This window comes from Sphingosinicella sp. CPCC 101087, assembly GCF_004151485.1.
In the GTDB taxonomy this organism is placed as follows: domain Bacteria; phylum Pseudomonadota; class Alphaproteobacteria; order Sphingomonadales; family Sphingomonadaceae; genus Allosphingosinicella.
Map to the genome: position 1 here is coordinate 104,984 of NZ_SBFF01000002.1, position 17,845 is coordinate 122,828.

The following is a 17,845-nucleotide window of genomic DNA, read 5'->3' on the forward strand; positions in this document are numbered from 1 at the left end:
GGGCACCTTCATTCTCAATTCAATTCGGGCTCTTCCTCGCCACTGCAGCGGGTCGGGCCGTCGATCCACACCCATTCGCCCTCCGCCTGCTGGAGGATCGCGGTCTGGCGGGCCCAGCGGCCGTCCTCGCCCTGCATCTCATAGGCGCAGCTATACTGGACCGACGCCTCGTCGGGGCGGGTGCAGGCGACGTTGCGGGTCCGGGTCGGCTGGTCCGGGCAGGCCGCGGCCAGCGCGGACTGGAACTGGGCGACGGTCGGTCCGCCCGCCTGTGCGGCCATTGCCGCGAGTGCGACGAGGAGGATCTTCATAGCGCTTCGGCTCCGGAGATGATTTCGATCAGCTCCTTGGTGATAGCCGCCTGGCGCGTCCGATTATACTCGATTGTCAGTCGGTTGATCATGTCGCCGGCATTCCTGGTCGCATTATCCATCGCGGTCATGCGGCTGCCTTCCTCGGACGCGGCATTTTCCAGCAAAGCGCGGAAGATCTGGACGGCGATGTTGCGCGGCAGCAGCTCGGCCAGGATCTCTTCCTCGTCCGGCTCATATTCGACCGCGGCTGGGACGCCGGCGCCTTGGCCCTCGCGCGTCTCGACCGGCGGAATGGGGATGATCTGCTGCCCGACCGGCTCCTGTACCATCACCGACTGGAAACGGGCGTAGAACAGGTGGACGACGTCGATGCCGTCGGTCGCGTAGCGCTCGACGATGTCGGCGGCGATCGCCTGGGCATCGGCGAAGGTGACCTGGCGGATCTCGGTCGTGTCGTACTGGTGGACGATCTGGCGCGGGAACAGGCGGCCCAAAGCGGCCCGCGCCTTGCGGCCAACCAAGTAGAAATAGACCGTCTTACCCTCGGCGATCAGCGACTCGGCCTTGCGCCTGGCCGCCTTGACGATGTTGGCATTGAACCCGCCGGCGAGACCCCGATTGGACGTGCAGACGATCAGCAGGTGGACCTGGTCCTTGCCGGTGCCGACGAGCAGCTTCGGGCTTTGCGGGCCCGGCTCGACCCGGCCGGCGAGGCTCGCCATCACCGCGGCCATCCCCGTCGAATAGGGCCGCGCCGCCTCGGCGGCCGACTGGGCGCGCCTCAGCTTCGCCGCGGCGACCATCTTCATCGCCTTGGTGATCTTCTGCGTCGACTTGACCGACGAGATCCGATTCTTGAGCGCCTTGAGGCTGGCCATCTATCCCTACTTTTCGTCATGCCAGCGAAGGCTGGCATCCAAGCGGTCTCAACACTTCAACGACGCCGTATCGACCCCAGCCCTCGCTGGGGTGACGGCGTCAAGCAAACGTCTTCACGAAATCGCCGATGATCGACTTGAGCGAGTTCGCCGTGTCGTCGTCGAGCGTCTTGGTGTCGCGGATCTTCGTCAGCACGTCGCCATGGTCCGAGCGCATATGGCTCAGGAGCGCGCTCTCGAACCGGGTCACCGCGTCGGTGGGAACGGAGTCGAGGAAGCCGTTCACGCCGGCGAAGATCGAGACAACCTGCTCCTCGACCGGCATCGGGCTGAACTGGGGCTGCTTGAGCAGCTCGGTCAGCCGCGCGCCGCGGTTGAGCAGGCGCTGGGTCGATGCGTCGAGGTCCGATCCGAACTGGGCAAAGGCGGCCATCTCGCGATACTGGGCGAGCTCGAGCTTGATCGAGCCGGCCACCTTCTTCATCGCCTTGGTCTGCGCGGCCGAGCCGACGCGGCTGACCGACAGGCCGACGTTGATCGCCGGGCGGACGCCCTGGAAGAACAGGTCGGTCTCAAGGAAGATCTGGCCGTCGGTGATCGAGATGACGTTGGTCGGAATGTAGGCCGACACGTCGCCCGCCTGGGTCTCGATGATCGGCAGCGCGGTGAGCGAGCCGTTGCCGTTGGCGTCGTTCATCTTGGCGGCGCGCTCCAGCAGGCGGCTGTGGAGATAGAAGACGTCGCCCGGATAGGCTTCGCGGCCCGGCGGGCGGCGCAGCAGCAGCGACATCTGGCGATAGGCGACCGCCTGCTTGGACAGATCGTCGTAGACGATGACGGCGTGCATGCCATTGTCGCGGAAATATTCGCCCATCGTGCAGCCCGTATAGGGCGCCAGGAACTGGAGCGGCGCCGGCTCCGAGGCGGTGGCAGCGACGACGATCGAATATTCCATCGCGCCATTCTCTTCGAGCGCACGGACGATCTGGGCAACGGTCGAGCGCTTCTGGCCGATGGCGACGTAGATGCAGTAGAGCTTCTGGCTCTCGTCGCCCGCCTTGTTGATCTCGCGCTGGTTGATGAAGGCGTCGAGCGCGACGGCGGTCTTGCCGGTCTGGCGGTCGCCGATGATCAGCTCGCGCTGGCCGCGGCCGATCGGCACCAGCGCGTCCAGGGCCTTGAGGCCGGTCTGGACCGGCTCGTGCACCGACTTGCGCGGGATGATGCCGGGCGCCTTCACCTCGACCCGGCGGCGCTCGGTCGCCTCGATCGGGCCCTTGCCGTCGATCGGGTTGCCGAGGCCATCGACGACGCGGCCGAGCAGGCCCTTGCCGACCGGCACGTCGACGATCGTCTGGGTGCGGCGGACGGTGCTGCCCTCGGTGATCTCGACGTCGGAGCCGAAGATGACGACGCCGACATTGTCGGCCTCGAGGTTCAGCGCCATGCCCTTCACGCCGCCGGCAAATTCGACCATCTCGCCGGCCTGGACATTGTCGAGCCCGTGAACGCGGGCGATGCCGTCGCCGACCGACAGCACGGTGCCGACCTCCGAGACCTGCGCCTCGGTGCCGAAGTTGGCGATCTGGTCGCGGATGACCTTGGAAATTTCAGCGGCGCGGATGTCCATTTTCAGCCTTTCATCGAAGCCGTTGCGGGCTTTCAGCCCTTCATTGCCTGGGCGAGGGTGTTGAGTTTGGTGCGGATGGAGCCGTCGATCATGCGGCTGCCGATCTTGACGACGAGCCCGCCGAGAATGGCGGGATCGACGTCGAGGTCGACGGCAATGTCACGGCCCATTCGGGTGCGGAGATTCTGCTTGATCGCCTCGACCTGGTCGTCGTCGAGCGGATGGGCGGAGGTGACCTCGGCGGTGATCTCGCCGCGGTGGCTCGCAGCGAGAAGATTGAACGCCCGAATCACGTTGCCGAGCTGGCCGAGACGGCCATTGCTGGCGAGCACGCCGAGAAAGTTCCTGGTCAGCGGGTCCAGCCTCATCGCGTCGGCAACGGGAGCGATCGCCTTCACCTTCTCTTCGCGGCCGATCAGCGGACTCGTGGTCAGTGCCCGGAAATCTTCCGATTCGGCGAGCGCCCGGCGAACGGCCGCAAGGCTGTTGCCGACGGTCTCGAGCTGCTTCTCGTCGCGGGCAAGCGCGAACAGAGCGAGCGCGTAGCGTCCCGCGAGGCTTGCCTGAATGCCGCTGGAAATATCCACGCGCCGTCTAACTCCCGGATCGGATTTTTGTCCCATGCGAAAAGGGCGCGCGAAGGCGCTCCCGATGGGGTCGCCGGCCCGTAGCAGGGGCTTTGCTGCGATGCAAGAAGCGGGAAACAGGCTGGCCGCGAAGCTCGGATTGCCTTCCGCCGGCGCCGTCCGAAGGGTTCGCTCACGGCGCGGCCGAACGGTCCGCAATCGACGCAGGCGAGAACGGCCCCGAGCCGCCAGGCAACGCAGCCCGTAATTCGGGGCGCTGTCCACCTGCCCGATCCCGATGAATTGCCGTGGAGCGGATCGCCGCCTCGCTTTGAAAGCAACGGGCGGGACGCTGGTTGCGCGGCCATGGTGCAGAAAGCTCCCATCATCGAGGAGACTTATTCATGGCTTATCGAATCGAAGGACTGGCGCCGACCGCGTTCGAGGGGTTTCTCGGCCTTTCCGACGCGGACCTGGCCGAGCGGCGGGCGATGCGGGTGACGGCGGATTCGCCGCAGGGCTTTCCCTGCCGCGTGACGCTCGAGAACGCGGCGCCCGGCGAGCGGCTTCTGCTCGTCAATCACGTGTCGCACGACGTGCCGACGCCGTTTCGCACCGCTTATGCGATCTACGTCCGCGAGGAGGCCGCCGAGGCGGCCCGATTCGTCGACACCCTGCCGCCGGTGTTCGAGGGCCGGACGCTCGGCCTACGCGGCTTCGACGCCGAAGGCATGCTGAAGGGGGCGCTGCTGGCCATGCCCGGCGAGGCCGAAGCCAGGATCGCCGAGCTGCTCGAGCGACCGGAGATCGCGACCATCCATGCCCACAATGCCGTCCACGGCTGCTTCCTCGCCTGCATAGAAAGGAACTGAGAGATGGCCACCCTTGCATCGCTCCCCACCCGCAATAGATCTGTCGCGGTGAACGATCCGTCCCGCATCTCCGATGAGTCCGCCTGGGCAGCGGTGATGGCGCGCGACCGGACCCTGGACGGACGTTTCGTCACCGGCGTGCTCACCACCGGCATATATTGCCGGCCGTCCTGCGCGGCGCGGCACCCGAAGCGCGAGAATGTTCGATTCTTCGCCACGCCCGCGGAGGCCCGCGCGACGGGTCTCCGGCCCTGCCTGCGCTGCCGTCCCGACGAGGTGACACGCGAGGCGACGGCACTGGAGCGTGTCTATCGCCTGCTCGCCGAATCCGAGGAGACGCCCTCGCTCGACAGGATGGCCGAGGCCGCGGGCTACTCGCCGCATCACTTCCACCGGCTGTTCAAGCGGGCGACCGGCGTCACGCCCGCCGCTTATTATCGCCGGCTGCGCGGCCGGCGCGTCGAAGCGGCCCTGGCCGAGAACGAGCGGATAACCGACGCGATCTACGACGCCGGCTATTCGGGCCCGGCGCGCTTCTATGCGGACACCAAGGGCCGGCTGGGCATGACCCCCTCCGCCTGGCGCGACGGCGGCCGCGGAGAGACGATCCGCTGGGCGACGGCGGAGACGGCGCTCGGCACGATGCTGGTGGCGGCGACCGAGGGGGGCATCTGCCGCCTGTCGTTCGACGAGGACGAGGCCGAGCTCAAGCGCCGCTTCCCTAATGCGGCGATCGAGCCGGGCGGAGCGGCCCTGTCCGACCTCGTCGAGCGCACCGTCGCGGCGGTCAATGCGCCGGAAAAGCCGCACGACCTCCCGCTCGACGTGCGTGGCACCGCCTTCCAGGAAGCGGTCTGGCGCGAGCTTTCCCGGATCCCGCCGGGCGAGAGCCTGAGCTATGCGGCGCTCGCCGCCCGGGTCGGCCGGCCGAAGGCCGTTCGGGCCGCCGGCACCGCCTGCGGCGCCAACCAGGTGGCGGTGCTGATCCCCTGCCACCGCGCCCGGCGCGGCGACGGCTCACCGGGCGGCTATGCCTATGGCCTCCAGCGCAAGGCGAAGCTGCTCGAGAAGGAAGGCTGGCAGGGCGGCGCGTGAAGCGCCGCCCTGCGGGCGCCCGTGAAATTGACGAAATTGACACGTGCCACGCGCGCGAACCTTCCGCCGCCGCGGAACGAAGGCCTTCATCGACCTCCGCCTCCGAACGTCGTCGCGCTCTTCGCGTGAGCAACTCCTGTTCACGCGGCGAGGCCGCGGCGCACGTGCGGGCGTTCCCCGACCGGAGTTCGGCGGAGAGGCAATTCGTTCAGCAATTCACGATGAGAAAGAGCCGGCCGTCGACTCGTCCTTACCAGAATCCTGTGAACAAATCAAGAACAAGACAGAGATCCCGCTGTCGAAAACGGCTCGCCCACCGCCTGAGCGTCGATCATCCAGCCTTGGCCTTGCCTCGCACGGGCCCCTGGTTGCGGCAGCTATAGACCAGACGCTCGTTGGGGAGGGCCGGCAGCACGCCGCCGATCTCGCGCAACTGGTCGGCGAGAACGGTCCGAGCCTCAGGGTCGGCGGTGCAGGTCTTGATGTCGACCTCGCGGCGCAACTCGCGCAGGCGGGCCATCTCGCTGGCGCCGAGCTGGTAGCGGTCGACGACATATTCACCCGTGAAGGGGCGGAACTCCGCCACCGTCACCGCCTGCTCGTCCTCGGGCACCAATATGCGGGTCCAGACGTCGCCGTTGCGGGCATATTGGGTTCGGCCGTTGACGCAGCCGGTCTCGCTCCACTGGAGGGGCACCGTTTCGTCCGAGGAGACGGTGACCCGGCTGCGCTCCGGCACGAGGGTGCACAGGTTGCGCCCAACGAAACCGCCGCCCTGCGCCTGCGCGGTCGCGGAGTCGCGAACCGCCTCCGGATCGACATCCTCGCGGCTCGGGCGGGTGAAGAAGGTGGCGATGGCGGCGATCAACAGCAGCAGCCCGACCATGGCGAGGATGATGGCCGGCCGCGAGCGGTTCTTGATCGTGAGGATGCCGGCGCCGCCGAAGGCGAGCAAGGACAAGACCAGCAGCAGGACGGCGACCGCGAGCCGGGTTTCACGCGCCTCGTCGACGCGAGCGAGCGCCCGCTCGACCGCTTCGCGCTCGCGCGCCTCGCGCTCTTCCGCCCGCGCCGCCGCGTCGGCAGCGCTGCGTTCCCGGTCCTGGCGCAGCCGATCGGTGATGCTGACGCATTCGGCGGTCGTGGCCTGGAAGGGTTGAGCGGCATGGTTGAGGAAGGCGCTTACCTCGCGATTGGCCACGGCGAAGGCGAAGGGTGCGTCACCGTCCATGTTGCGGGTGATCAGGGTGTTGACGCCGAGCACCCGCCCGCACTGGTCGAGCAGGGGCCCGCCGCTATGGCCGCGCGCGATGTTCGCGGTGTGGAGCAGGGTCGCGATGCCGTTGATCGTCCGCACGTTCGAGAAGATCCCGACCGATCGGGTCGGCGGCAGCGGCGTGATATAATCCTCGGCCGACCCGGCGGTGGCGAGATCGACGTTGCCCGGATAGCCCAAAGCCGCCACCGGCATGCCGTCCTCGAGCCGCCCGTTGTAGAAAGCGAGCGGCACCAGCGAGCCTTCCTCGAGCTCGAGGAGGGCGAGGTCGCGTGCCGGATCGGCGGCGACGATTCGGGCGCGATAGGCCTGACTGCCTTCCGACGGGACGACGCCGACCGTCACCATATCGGGATTCTCGATCGCCAGCGCGAGGACGTGGGCGTTGGTCACGACGCGGTTGGGCGCGACCGCGAAGCCGCTGCCATGGCCGAAATCGGCGACCTCGCCATCCTCGAACATGATGACGACGACGCGCACGACACCGCGGCCCGCGGCGGAGATGTCGTCCGCGCGCGCCGGCTGCGCGAGCGCCAGCAGTGCCAGCAAGGCGAGGAGGAAGCGGGTCATCGGTCGGAAAGCTCTCGCGCGCAATCTAGGGGGGCTCCCCATGCGCTGGCAAGCGAAGTGGCGCCCGAACGCCAGGAGTCGCAAAACCCGGTTTCAATCTCCGGAACGGGTCGGCGGGCGAGCGGCTACAGAAAGGAATAAGGATCCACGTCCACGGCGACGCGGACGCCGCGCGGGAATTGAAGGCCGCCGAGCCAGTCGCGGATGATGTCCTGGACCGGAACCGAGCGGGCGGCATGGACGAGCAGGCGGATGCGGTGGCGGCCGCGGAGCATGGCAAGCGGGGCAGGGGCGGGGCCGAACACCGCCATATTGTCATGGCGCGGCGCGGCGCGGCCGATCATCCGCGCCGCCTCGGTCGCCTCGGCCTGGTCCTCCGACGAGACGATGATCGCGGCGAGACGCCCGAAAGGCGGCATCGCCGCCTCGTGCCGGGCGTCGGTTTCGGCCGCGTAGAAGCCCTCCGCATCGCCGCTCACCAGGGCCTGCATGACCGGCGCGGAAGGATCATGGGTCTGGACGAGCACCCGTCCGGGCTTCTCGCCACGGCCGGCGCGGCCGGAGACCTGGCGAATCTGCTGGAAGGTGCGCTCGGCGGCCCTGAGATCGCCGCCCGACAGGCCGAGATCGGCGTCAACGACGCCGACCAAAGTGAGATTGGGGAAATGGTAGCCCTTGGTGACGAGCTGGGTCCCGATGACGATGTCGATCTCGCCCGCTTCCATTCGCGCGACGAACTCGGCCGCCTTGGCCGGAGACCAGATCGTGTCGGAGGTGACGATGGCGGTGCGCGCTTCGGGGAACAGGGCCTGGACCTCGTCGGCGATGCGCTCCACGCCGGGGCCGCAGGCGACCAGGCTGTCCTCCTCGCCGCACTCGATGCAGGCATTGGGGGTCGGCATGACATGGCCGCAATGATGGCAGGCGAGCCTCCGGGTGAAGCGGTGCTCGACCATCCAGGCGGTGCAGTTCGGGCATTGGTAGCGATAGCCGCAGTGGCGGCACAAGGTGAGCGGGGCGTAGCCGCGGCGGTTGAGGAAGAGGAGCGACTGCTCGGCGGCCGCGAGATTCGCCTCCAGCTCGCCGACCAGAGCGGGCGCGAGCCAGCGGCCGCGCGGCGGCGGATCCTGGATGAGGTCGAGCGCCGCCATGTCGGGCAGGCGCGCGCCGCCATAGCGGTCGGGAAGCTTGAGCTCGGCATAGGTGCCGGTCTCGACCATGTGCCGGGTCTCGATCGCTGGCGTGGCCGAAGCGAGCACGACCGGTATCGATTCGAACCGGGCCCGCATGACGGCGACGTCGCGGGCGTGATATTGGACCCCGTCCTCCTGCTTGAAGCTTGCCTCGTGAGCCTCGTCCACGACGATCAGGCCGAGCCGGGCATAAGGCAGGAAGAGGGACGAGCGGGCGCCGACGACCACACGGGCGTCGCCGTTGACGATCGCCCGCCAGGCGCGGCGGCGCTGTGATTGCCGGAGGCCTGAATGCCAAGCTACCGGCTCGACGCCGAATCGCGCGGCGAAGCGCTTGAGGAAAGGCTCGGTGAGCGCAATCTCCGGCAGCAGGACCAGGGTCTGGCGGCCCCGCCGCAACGCTTCGGCGATCGCCTCGAAATAGACCTCGGTCTTGCCCGAGCCGGTCACCCCGTCGAGCAGCACCGGCGCGAAGGCCGCGGCGGCCACCGCATCGCGCAAGGCATCGGCGGCCTCGGCCTGAGCTGGCTCCAGCGCCGGGACGTCATAGTCCGGGTTCGGGTCGGGAAAGGGCGCATCGAGCGCGACCTCGATCGGCTCGATCGCTCCTGACTTGACCAGGCCGCGGATCACGCCATCCGAGACCCCGCCGATGATGGCGAGCTCGCGGACCAACCCCATGCGCTCGCCGATACGTTCCAGCGCCTGCGCGCGTTGCGGGGTGAGGCGGTCGGGGACGCGGCCGGTGGCGCGATACTCGGTGACCGTGCGCGCGCCTTCGAGCGCGCCGGTGGAGGCCAGGGCCATGCGCAACACCGAAGCCAGCGGCGCGAGATAGTAATCCGCAGTCCATTCGATCAGCCGCCGCAGCGGCTCGGGCAGCGGCGGCAGGTCATAGGCCTGGAGCAGCGGCCGCAGGCGGTTGTCGCCCACCTCCTCGGCCTTCGCGCGGTCCGGCTCCCATACCACTCCGATCAGCTGGCGCGGGCCCAGCGGCGCGACGACGATCGAACCCGGCTCGACCGCCATGCCGTGCGGCACGCGATAGTCGAGCGGGCCGAGGGCGGCGTTGAGCAGGATGACGCGGGCGCGGGAGCGGTTCATCGCCTGGCCCATATCGCCATTTCGATTCAAAGCGGAAGCCGCCAGACCGGCTTCTTGCGATCGCCCTACGCGGGCGCCGGTACTCTCGGGCCATCGAGGCGCGAGCAGGCGGAAGGTCTGCGCCGATCCGTCCGCGCGCGGCCGGAGACCCCGTCATCGAGCGCCTTCGGATGTCTCAGGGCGGTTGGGGGAGCGCCGCACGCGGCTCAGGCCTGCTCCTCCTGGACCCGAAGCTCGGTCCGGGCCCTCGACGCGGGAAGCGCCCAGATGCTGTCGCGCGGGCTCGACCGGGCGCGCGCGACGGCCGCGCGCCGGGCGAGGATCAGGATCGCGGCCGCGGCGAGCGCGACGAGGTCGACGAGCGGCTCCGACGCGGGATGGCGGCCGAGGCTGGTCAGCGTCGCCACCGGGATCAGCAGCATGGCGGCGGCAGTGGCGGGGAGCAGCTCGATCCCCGCCCGCGCTGCGCCCCGCCACAGTGCCCAGGCGGCGAAGGCGAGGAAGACCGCATAATAAATGGCGGCGTGGAGGCCCTCGCTCGTCGCGAGGCCGAGCGGCTTGGCTGCCGCGACGGTGACCGAGATGCCGGCGATGCAGCCGAGCGGCACGCCCACTGTCAGCGCGCCGAGGATCCGGGTCGAGCGGGTCTGCTCGACCGAAGGGAGCTTGCGCTGGCGCTTGCGGCGCGATTCCACCCAGAGGAGGTTGCCGGTATAGAAGAGGAAGGCGCCGGCAAGGCCGAGCAGGAAATAGCTCCACCGGATTCCGGAGCCGCCGAAATTGCCGAAATGGAGAGCGAAGAAGCTGGTGATGGTCGCGCCCCAGCCGTCCTGCCGCCCCGGCATATAGTCGCTCATGACGATCTCCCCCGTGTGGGGGTCGAGGCCGGCGAACCCGTAAGTGGAAGCGCGAAGGCCGTAACGCGGGTCGTGACCGGCCGCCCTCAAGGTCGGCGTGCCGTCGGGGCGCTCGCCGTAGCTCAGGGTGGTGGGCGTGAATCCCGGCGCCTCGACGGCGAGCCGTCGCACCGCCTCCGCCGGTGTCAGCACCGGCCGTTCCGGCGCCGCTGCGCGCGCCACGGCCGGCGGCCGGGCGTCCGCGCGGGCGAAGGTGAGGCCCTGTGCATCGTAGAACTGGTCGTGAAAGGCGAACACGACGGCGGTCAGCGCCATGATCAGGTGGAAGGGCAGGCTGAGCACGCCGAGCACGTTGTGGAGGTCGAGCCACATGCGCTTGAGATTGCGGCCGATCCGTAGCGCGAACAGGTCGGCGACGAGGCTCGGCAGCAGCACGATGATGCCTGAGATCAGGGCGATGGCGTAGAGCAGCGCGATCGCGCCCATGATCGGCATAGCCACCTCGTGGCTGAACGGCAGGCCGACCTGCTGATGAAGGATGTCGACGAACTGGGCGACGGGGGAGGGGCCTTTCTCCTCGACCTGGAGCGAACCGTCGGGCGCGAGCGCGGCATAGAAGGTCCGGTGCGTTCCGTGATCGCCCCCCTCCTCGTGGGGCTGCCAGCTCACGCGCGCGGGCTGCTCCGGGCCGACGGCGAGGTGCACGTCATAATCTTCGGCGGCCTCCGGATGCGCCGCGAGCACGGCGCGGACGAGTTCCGGCGTCCGCTCCAGTGGCACCGGCGCCGCCAGGCCGCTGGGGGGCGAGGCCCAGCGCTGGAGCGGCACTTCGAACATGGTGATGGCGCCGGCATAGAAGGCGATGAACAGGGCGAGGCCGGAGACGATGCCGACCCAGCCGTGGATCTCCTTGTACATGCGGACGATGTCGGGGCGCAGCTTCATGACAGCCTTCCCATGAGGAACAGAGCGAACCAGACGGCGGCGGCGGCGGCGCCGAGCCACAGCCAGGCGCCACGGCCGGAGCGGAACAGAAAGCAGAAGCTCAGGATGCCGCACCAAAGGGGCGCGATCACCCACATGGTGAGCTGACCGCGCGTCGAGAAATAGGTGTCGCCGACTCCAATGGCAGCGGCGAGCAGTCCCGACAGGCCCAGAGACAGCGCGAAGCCGAGGATCAGCCCGGCGCTGGCCTTGCCGAGCCAGTCGCGACTGGAGAGCTCCGGCGTGCTCATTTCGCGCGGGCCCGCGGCCGGCGCAGCCAGGCGGCGGCGACCGGCAGGACGGTCAGCACCAGCATGGCGATCGTCGCCACGATGAAGAACGCGGTTGCGGGGCCGGCCCAGAGGAGCATGAGGGCAAGGGCGCCGGCGAGCGCTGCCCAGCCGAGCCCGGCCAGCGATCGCGGCGCCGGGCGCCGGGCGACGAGCTTCTGGTTGGGTACGGCGAGGTAGAGCAGGATCGAGCCGGCGAGGGCGAGCAGGCTGCCGAGAAGCGATATCATCGGAGCGGCTCCGTGGCGAAGGCGAGGGCGACGGCCTGGCCCAAGGCGGCGAGCAGGGTCGTGCCGTGGGTCTGGCCGGAAAGGGCAAGATGGCGCGCAGGCAGGCCCCGCGCCCGCAATCGGGCTGCCAGCGCCTCGGCCAGCGGCGCGGCGGGTCCGGCCGGGCCCTGCTCGGCGTCGCCGCTGGCGATGAGCACTCCGCGGACCGGCCTCGCGGCCTCGGACGGCGGCACGGCGGCGAAGCGGCCGTCGCCGAACCAGAGCGAGGGGCTGACGGCGACGATGCCGGTCCAGCTCCTGCCTTGCGCCAGAGCCTGCAGCGCCAGCAGCGCGCCGAAGCTGTGGCCGATCAGGGTGTGACGGCCGGGATCGACCCGCCACCGCCGCTCGATCTCCGGCCGTACCCGCGTTTCGAGAAAGCCGAGGAAGGCATCCCCGCCGCCGGTGGCGAGCCCATGGGCCGGCGCCCCGGCCGGAATCGCATAGCCGGGCAAAGGGGGCGTGTAGTCGAGCACCCGCCGGGCGAGCGGCCCGGAGTCGATGGCGACGACGAGCCCGGGCCCGACGCCCGATCGGACGCCGGCGCGCGCGAGGCGGCGGGCGGTCACGGCCGCGATGGCGAAATTGTCCTCGCCATCCAGCACCCACAGGACCGGCCAGCCTTGCGCCGGCGGCTCGCCCTCCGGCCAGGCGACGAGGATCCGGTAGGCGTGGCCGTCCGGTGCCTCGATGGTTTCGACCGCCGAGCGCTCGATCTGCCACGGTTCCGCCATCGCCGCCGGCGTCAGCGGCAGCGCGAGAAGCGCCAGCGCGAGCAGGCCCTTCACCACCGGAATTGCAGCCGCGCGGTGACGCTGCGGCCCTGGCCGTAATAGCAGGCGGAGGTGGCGGTGCAGGTGGCGACGAAGCGCTTGTCGGCGATGTTGCGGGCGTTGACCGACGCCGTGATGCCTTCGAGCCCCGGCAGCACGGCCCCGAGCTCGTAGCGGACGAACAGGTCGAACAGCGCATAGTCAGGGATGGCCAGCGTGTTGGCGGTGTCCCCGAACGTCTCGCCGGTATAGCGGACGCCGCCGCCGAGCCCGAGCCCGGTCAGCGGACCTGAACGGAAGCGATGGTCGAGGAACAGGGAGGCAAGCCAGTCCGGCACCTGCGGCAACGCATTGCCGAGCTGCCCGGGCAGGCTGGTGCGGGTGATCTCGCTGTCGGTGCGGGTCACCGTCGCGATCACCGCGCTGCCCCAGTCGAAGCTCGCCTTGCCTTCGAACTCGAGGCCGCGGATGCGGCCCTCGCCGGTCTGCACAAGGCAGGTCGACGTGCCGCACAGCGTCCCGCCCGGGTCGGGCGTCGTCAGGTTCTGCTGGGTGATCTGGTAGGCGCCGATGGTCAGGTAGATGCTGCGGCCGCGCTGGAAACGCAGGCCGGCCTCATATTGCTGGCCGGTGGTCGGGGCGAACGGTTCGCCGGTGAGGTTGGACGAGGGGTCGGTGACCTGCGGCTGGAAGCTCTCGGCATAGCTCGCATAGGGGGCGAGTCCGTTGTCGAACAGATAGACCGCGCCGGCACGCCAGGTGAAGGCGTCGCTTTCGGTGACGAAGCGGCGGCCGTTGACCGGGTTGAACATATTGTCCTTGGCCCAGTCCTGGCGCCCGCCGAAGGTCACCCGCAGCCGGCCGATCTCGATCTGGTCCTGGAGGTACAGGCCCGCCTGTCGGCTCACCGTCTCCGTATAGATTTGCGGCGCCAGGCTGCTCGCATAATCGGCGGAGCCGCGCGGCACCGGATCGAAGATGTCGAGCAGGGGCAGCACCCGCGCCCCGTCGACCAGATCCCGATAATGCTCCCAGTCGGTGTGGAAATAGTCGATGCCGGCGAGCAGGGTGTGGCGCACCGGGCCGGTCGAGAAGCTGGCCTCGATCTGGGTGTCGGTGGCGATACCGTCGGACTCGCCGAGTCCCTGGACGGCGCGGCGCCCGATCGTCTGCCCGGGGATGCAGCCCGGGATGCTGTCCGGACAGGCGGTGAGGGTGTCCCCTGACAGCACGACCACGCGATAGAGCGTGTCGAGACGGGTGTAGCGGCTGTTGTTGCGGATCGCGAAGCTGTCGCCGAAGCGATGCTCGAAGAAGGAGGCGATCAGATACTGGTTGCGGTCGAAGACGTTCCAGCCCGGCTCGCCGAGGTTGGCGTCATTGTCGATGAAGCGGCCGTTGGTCGGAAACAGCGCGCCGCGCGCCGGCAGGAACTGGAAGGTCGATCCGCCTTCGTCGCGCTGGTACTGGCCGAGCAGGCTCCATGTCGTGTCCGGCCCGGGGCGCCAAGTCAGGCTCGGCGACGCATAGAGGCGCATCGTGTCGACGTCGTCGACCTGGGTGGCGCCGAAGCGGACCAGGCCGACTCCGCGCGCCGACAGGCTGTCGGTGATGGCGCCGCTCATATCGGCCGCCGCCTGCCAGTTCCAGTTGTCGAGGTCGGTGGAGCCGATGGCCTGGGCGAGGAAGTCGGCCTGGAAGGTATCGGTCGGCCGCTTGGTGACGATGTTGACGACGCCGCCCGGCGCGGTCTGGCCGTAGAGCGCGCCCGATGGCCCTTTCAGCACCTCGATCTGCTGGAGCGCGAAGGGGTCGAAGCCCGGCCGGGTCCACTGGCCGCCGGAGGGGAGCCTGAGGCCGTCGACGAAATTGTTGTTCGAGGAGAAGCCGCCGGCGCCGAAACCGCGCACCGACACCTCGTCGACCCGGCTGTCGATGCCGAACGCCTCGGCCTGGACGCCGGCCGTATAGCTGAGGGCGTCGGCAATGGTGGGCGAGGCGCGAAGCTCGATTTCCTCGCGGCTGATGATCGAGATGGACTGGGGCGATTCGATGATCGGCGTCTCGGTCTTGGTGGTAGAAGTGGCGCTGGATCGGCCGGTGGCGGTGACCACGATCTCTTCCCCGCCGCCCGCGAGGTCGTCCCGGCCCTGCGCCCAGCCTGGCGCGGCGGCGGTGGCAAGCAGCAAGCCCAGTGATATTCCGTAGCGCATCGGATCCCCCATAAGTCGCGGGGGATCTGCTAGTGAGAACCATTCTCAATAGCAACACCCAAACGGTGTCCGGGAGCGTTCAAGCGAAGGTGGAGCGGCGAAGGCGCGGCAGGAGCAGCATCTGCCCGGCCGCACGGACGACCAGGAACAAGGCGAAGGCGAGCCACAGGCCGTGATTGCCGAGCGGGCCGGTGGCAAGCAGCAGCAGGCCGTACAGGGCGAAGGCCGCCCCCATCGTCACCAGAAGCGCGCGGGTCCAGGTAGCGCCGATATAGATGCCGTCGAGAACATAAGACGTGACTCCGACGAAAGGCAGCGCCATCGCCCAGGGCAGATAGGCAAGGGTGGTCGCGGCGACCGCCGGGTCGGTGCTGAAACTGGCCGCGAACGGTGCGCCGGCGAGTGCGTAGACGAGGCTGATCGCTGCGCCGAAACCCAGGCCCCAGAGGAGGAGTGCGGGTACGAGCCGGTCGAAGCGAGCGCGATCCCGGGCGCCGACCGCCTCTCCGCACAGGACCTGCGCGGCGCTCTCGAATCCGTCGAGGATCAGCGCCGAGAGGATGAAGAGCTGATAGAGAATGCCGTTGGCGGCGAGGACGACCGCGCCCTCGTGCGCGCCGTCGCGAACCAGCAGCAGGATCGCGCCGGTGAGCAGCAAGGTTCGCAGGAACAGGTCGCGGTTGAGCCGCATCAGGGCCAGCAAGGCCGACCGTTCCCAGGTTTCCGCGCGGAAGGCGAGCCGCAGCGCACCCGCCGCCGGCGGCTCGCGTGCGGCGACCATCGCGGCGGCGCCAAGCTTCAGCCCTTCCGAGAGCAAGGTGGCAAAGGCGACGCCGGCGACGCCCCAGCCGAAGCCGAGCACGAACAGCAGGTCGAGCCCGATGTGGACGATGTTGGCGACGACCTCGATCGCCAGCACCGCCCGTACCCTCTTGCGGCCGATCAGCCATCCGACCAGGGCGGCGTTGGCGAGCCAGAGCAGGCCGCCCCAATAGCGTATTCCGACATAGGTGCGCGCCGAATCGGCGACAGCGCCGCGGGCGTGGAGCAATTCCAGGCCCGCGGGTATGGCCAGCGGCATCAGTGCCAGCAGCACCAGGCCGATGAGGAAGGCTGCGCCGAGGGCGCGGACCAAGGCCGCGGCCTGCTCCGGATCGTCGCCTCGGCCGGCCGCCTGGGCGGTCAGCGCGATCGTCCCGGTCCGCAGGAAGTTGAAGACGATGAGCAGGCCCATCATGAACTTGGCGCCAAGCTCGACGCCGGCTTGCGCATCCGCCCGGCCGAGTTGCCCGATCACCCACAGGTCGGCGAGGCCGAACAGGGCCGTCGCGACATTGGCCAGCATCGAGGGCAGAGCGATCGCCCAGATCGCCCGGTGCAGGCCTCCGGCTTCGGATCGTTCGGTCAATGGCCGTCTCCAGCGCCGGACGCGCTCATTCCATCGTCATCACCGCAGCGACGGCCTTTATCCCGTCCCACAGGTGGCCGAGCCGGATATTCTCGTCCTCGGCATGCTGGTTGTTGTCGTGATTCCACAGGCTCACCACGACGGTCGGCGCGTGCAGCTCCTGACGCAGCAGATAGAGCGGCAGGCTCCCGCCCAGGCTCGGCAGGACGACGAGCGGGCCATCCGCCTCGAGTGCCGCCCGCACCGATCGGGCCAGCGGCCGATCGAGCCGGGTCCGTTCGGCCGGGTAGCCGCCGCCGTACGTGAGCCGGGCGATGCGGGGGAAGCGCCGGCGCTCCTCCATCGTCGGCTCGCGGTCGAGAAGCTCGTAGCCCTGCGCCCGGACATGCGCGGCGACGCGATCGAACTGACGGCGCGGATCGTTGCCGAGCACCAGCCTCAGATCGAAGCTGGCGGTCGCCTCGGCCGGGATGACGTTGCGCGCCGCCGCGCCGGTATCGGCGCTGGTGAGGCCGGTGATGCCGAGCGAAGGCCGGTTGATCAGGAGGGTGAGCGTCTCGCCGCCGCCCTCGGTGCGGGCGAGGCCGAGTTCCGCGCGCAGCGCCTCGTCCTGCGCCGGCGCAGCCGCGACCGCTGCTTGCTCCGCGGCCGAAAGCGGCACGACGTCGTCGTAGAAGCCGTCAATGATCACCCGCCCTTCGTCGTCCTTCATCGAAGCGAGCAGCTCGGCCAGCATCATCGCCGGATTGGGCGCCCAATTGCCGTAATGACCGCTGTGGAGCGGCCGGACGGGTCCGTAGACGGTGAGCTCCCCGGTGGCGATGCCGCGCACGCCGAGCGTCAGCTGCCGAGGCCCCGAGGCATAAGCGGGTCCGTCGACGATGATCCAGCCGTCGGACTGGAGCAGCGTTCGGTGCCTGCGCAGCAGGCCCTGGAGGTTCGGCGAACCCGCTTCCTCTTCGCCTTCGAACACGATCTTGAGGTTGAACGACGGCTGCCTGCCCTCGGCGCGCAAAGCGTCCACCGCCGCGAGGATCGCCATGACGCCGGCCTTGTCGTCCGAAGCGCTGCGGGCGTAGATCCGCCAATCGTCGAGGGGCGGCTCCTCCGACGGGGCGGGTCTGCCGCCCGAATCGGCCGGGCCGGTCAGCAACCTGGGTTCGAACGGCGGGGTGACCCGCCAGGCCTCGGGCGTCACCGGCTGGCCGTCATAATGCGCGTAGAGGACGTAGGTTCGCTCGGCGCCGGGGATCGCCCATTCGCCATAGATCAGAGGCGGTGCGGAACCGTCTTCGCTTTCGAGCCGTCGCGGCGAGAGCCCCCGCCGTTCCATCATGCCCACAATGTGCGCCGCGGTCCGGCGGATGTCCTCGCGGTCGCCGGCGACGTTGGGAATGGCGAGGAACGCGAGATACTCCTCGAGCAGGGCCGCCCGGTTCGCCTCGACCCAGTCGCGCGGCGCCGCGGCCGCGGGGGCAGCGGCCAGCAACAGCAAAACGACGATCCAGCGCATCCGACCTCCCCACACCCACTCGCGCCCTCCGCCTCTGCTG

The 17,845-nt window shown here is 69.3% G+C and carries 15 protein-coding genes; 2 read left to right on the forward strand and 13 right to left on the reverse strand.

Translation table 11 applies throughout. The features are described from left to right. Positions 1-14 precede the first annotated feature (14 nt). From EKM57_RS03760 to EKM57_RS03775, 4 genes are all read right to left on the reverse strand, one after another. A complete protein-coding gene (locus EKM57_RS03760; RefSeq protein WP_129791147.1) occupies positions 15-311 on the reverse strand; it encodes a hypothetical protein in 297 nt (98 codons plus the stop codon). Next, on the reverse strand, positions 308-1,192 hold the full coding sequence (locus EKM57_RS03765; RefSeq protein WP_129791148.1) for a F0F1 ATP synthase subunit gamma: 885 nt from the start codon (positions 1,190-1,192) through the stop codon (positions 308-310). The genes EKM57_RS03760 and EKM57_RS03765 overlap by 4 nt, the downstream gene beginning before the upstream one ends. A 100-nt stretch (positions 1,193-1,292) precedes the next feature. Beyond that, positions 1,293-2,822 carry a F0F1 ATP synthase subunit alpha gene (gene atpA / locus EKM57_RS03770; protein WP_129791149.1) on the reverse strand — a complete coding sequence of 510 codons (1,530 nt, stop codon included), beginning with the start codon at positions 2,820-2,822 and terminating at the stop codon, positions 1,293-1,295. 32 nt (positions 2,823-2,854) lie between these two features. Next, positions 2,855-3,409: a F0F1 ATP synthase subunit delta gene (locus tag EKM57_RS03775; RefSeq protein WP_129791150.1), complete on the reverse strand. Its 555-nt coding sequence runs from the start codon at positions 3,407-3,409 to the stop codon at positions 2,855-2,857. Between the two features lie 383 nt (positions 3,410-3,792). Here EKM57_RS03775 and EKM57_RS03780 point away from each other — a divergent pair, with 383 nt between their 5' ends. Together EKM57_RS03780 and ada are read left to right on the forward strand one after the other, a co-directional pair. After that, entirely contained in the window at positions 3,793-4,260 is a 468-nt protein-coding gene (locus EKM57_RS03780) for a DUF1203 domain-containing protein (protein WP_129791151.1), read from the forward strand. Between the two features lie 3 nt (positions 4,261-4,263). Then, positions 4,264-5,355 (forward strand): bifunctional DNA-binding transcriptional regulator/O6-methylguanine-DNA methyltransferase Ada, encoded by a 1,092-nt coding sequence (ada, locus tag EKM57_RS03785; protein ID WP_129791152.1) that lies wholly within the window; start codon positions 4,264-4,266, stop codon positions 5,353-5,355. Between the two features lie 331 nt (positions 5,356-5,686). Here ada and EKM57_RS03790 read toward each other — a convergent pair whose 3' ends face one another. From EKM57_RS03790 to EKM57_RS03830, 9 genes are all read right to left on the reverse strand, one after another. Next, on the reverse strand, positions 5,687-7,201 hold the full coding sequence (locus EKM57_RS03790) for a S1C family serine protease (protein ID WP_129791153.1): 1,515 nt from the start codon (positions 7,199-7,201) through the stop codon (positions 5,687-5,689). Positions 7,202-7,326: 125 nt separating this feature from the next. Beyond that, positions 7,327-9,498, reverse strand: a complete 2,172-nt coding sequence (locus tag EKM57_RS03795) for a primosomal protein N' (RefSeq protein WP_129791154.1) — start codon at positions 9,496-9,498, stop codon at positions 7,327-7,329. A gap of 206 nt (positions 9,499-9,704) precedes the next feature. After that, on the reverse strand, positions 9,705-11,300 hold the full coding sequence (locus tag EKM57_RS03800; RefSeq protein ID WP_129791155.1) for a PepSY domain-containing protein: 1,596 nt from the start codon (positions 11,298-11,300) through the stop codon (positions 9,705-9,707). Beyond that, positions 11,297-11,590: a hypothetical protein gene (locus EKM57_RS03805; RefSeq protein WP_129791156.1), complete on the reverse strand. Its 294-nt coding sequence runs from the start codon at positions 11,588-11,590 to the stop codon at positions 11,297-11,299. The genes EKM57_RS03800 and EKM57_RS03805 overlap by 4 nt, the downstream gene beginning before the upstream one ends. Further along, complete coding sequence (locus tag EKM57_RS03810) at positions 11,587-11,859, reverse strand: hypothetical protein (RefSeq protein ID WP_129791157.1); 273 nt, start codon at positions 11,857-11,859, stop codon at positions 11,587-11,589. The genes EKM57_RS03805 and EKM57_RS03810 overlap by 4 nt, the downstream gene beginning before the upstream one ends. After that, positions 11,856-12,686 carry an alpha/beta hydrolase gene (locus EKM57_RS03815; protein ID WP_129791158.1) on the reverse strand — a complete coding sequence of 277 codons (831 nt, stop codon included), beginning with the start codon at positions 12,684-12,686 and terminating at the stop codon, positions 11,856-11,858. Before EKM57_RS03815 ends, EKM57_RS03810 begins: the two co-directional genes overlap by 4 nt. After that, positions 12,683-14,884: a TonB-dependent siderophore receptor gene (locus tag EKM57_RS03820; protein WP_243450871.1), complete on the reverse strand. Its 2,202-nt coding sequence runs from the start codon at positions 14,882-14,884 to the stop codon at positions 12,683-12,685. Before EKM57_RS03820 ends, EKM57_RS03815 begins: the two co-directional genes overlap by 4 nt. A gap of 79 nt (positions 14,885-14,963) precedes the next feature. Then, the gene (locus tag EKM57_RS03825) at positions 14,964-16,292 is read right to left on the reverse strand and encodes an MATE family efflux transporter (protein ID WP_243450872.1); all 1,329 of its coding nucleotides are present in this window, start codon (positions 16,290-16,292) and stop codon (positions 14,964-14,966) included. 25 nt (positions 16,293-16,317) lie between these two features. Beyond that, positions 16,318-17,805, reverse strand: a complete 1,488-nt coding sequence (locus EKM57_RS03830; RefSeq protein WP_129791160.1) for a M20/M25/M40 family metallo-hydrolase — start codon at positions 17,803-17,805, stop codon at positions 16,318-16,320. Positions 17,806-17,845: the final 40 nt, after the last annotated feature.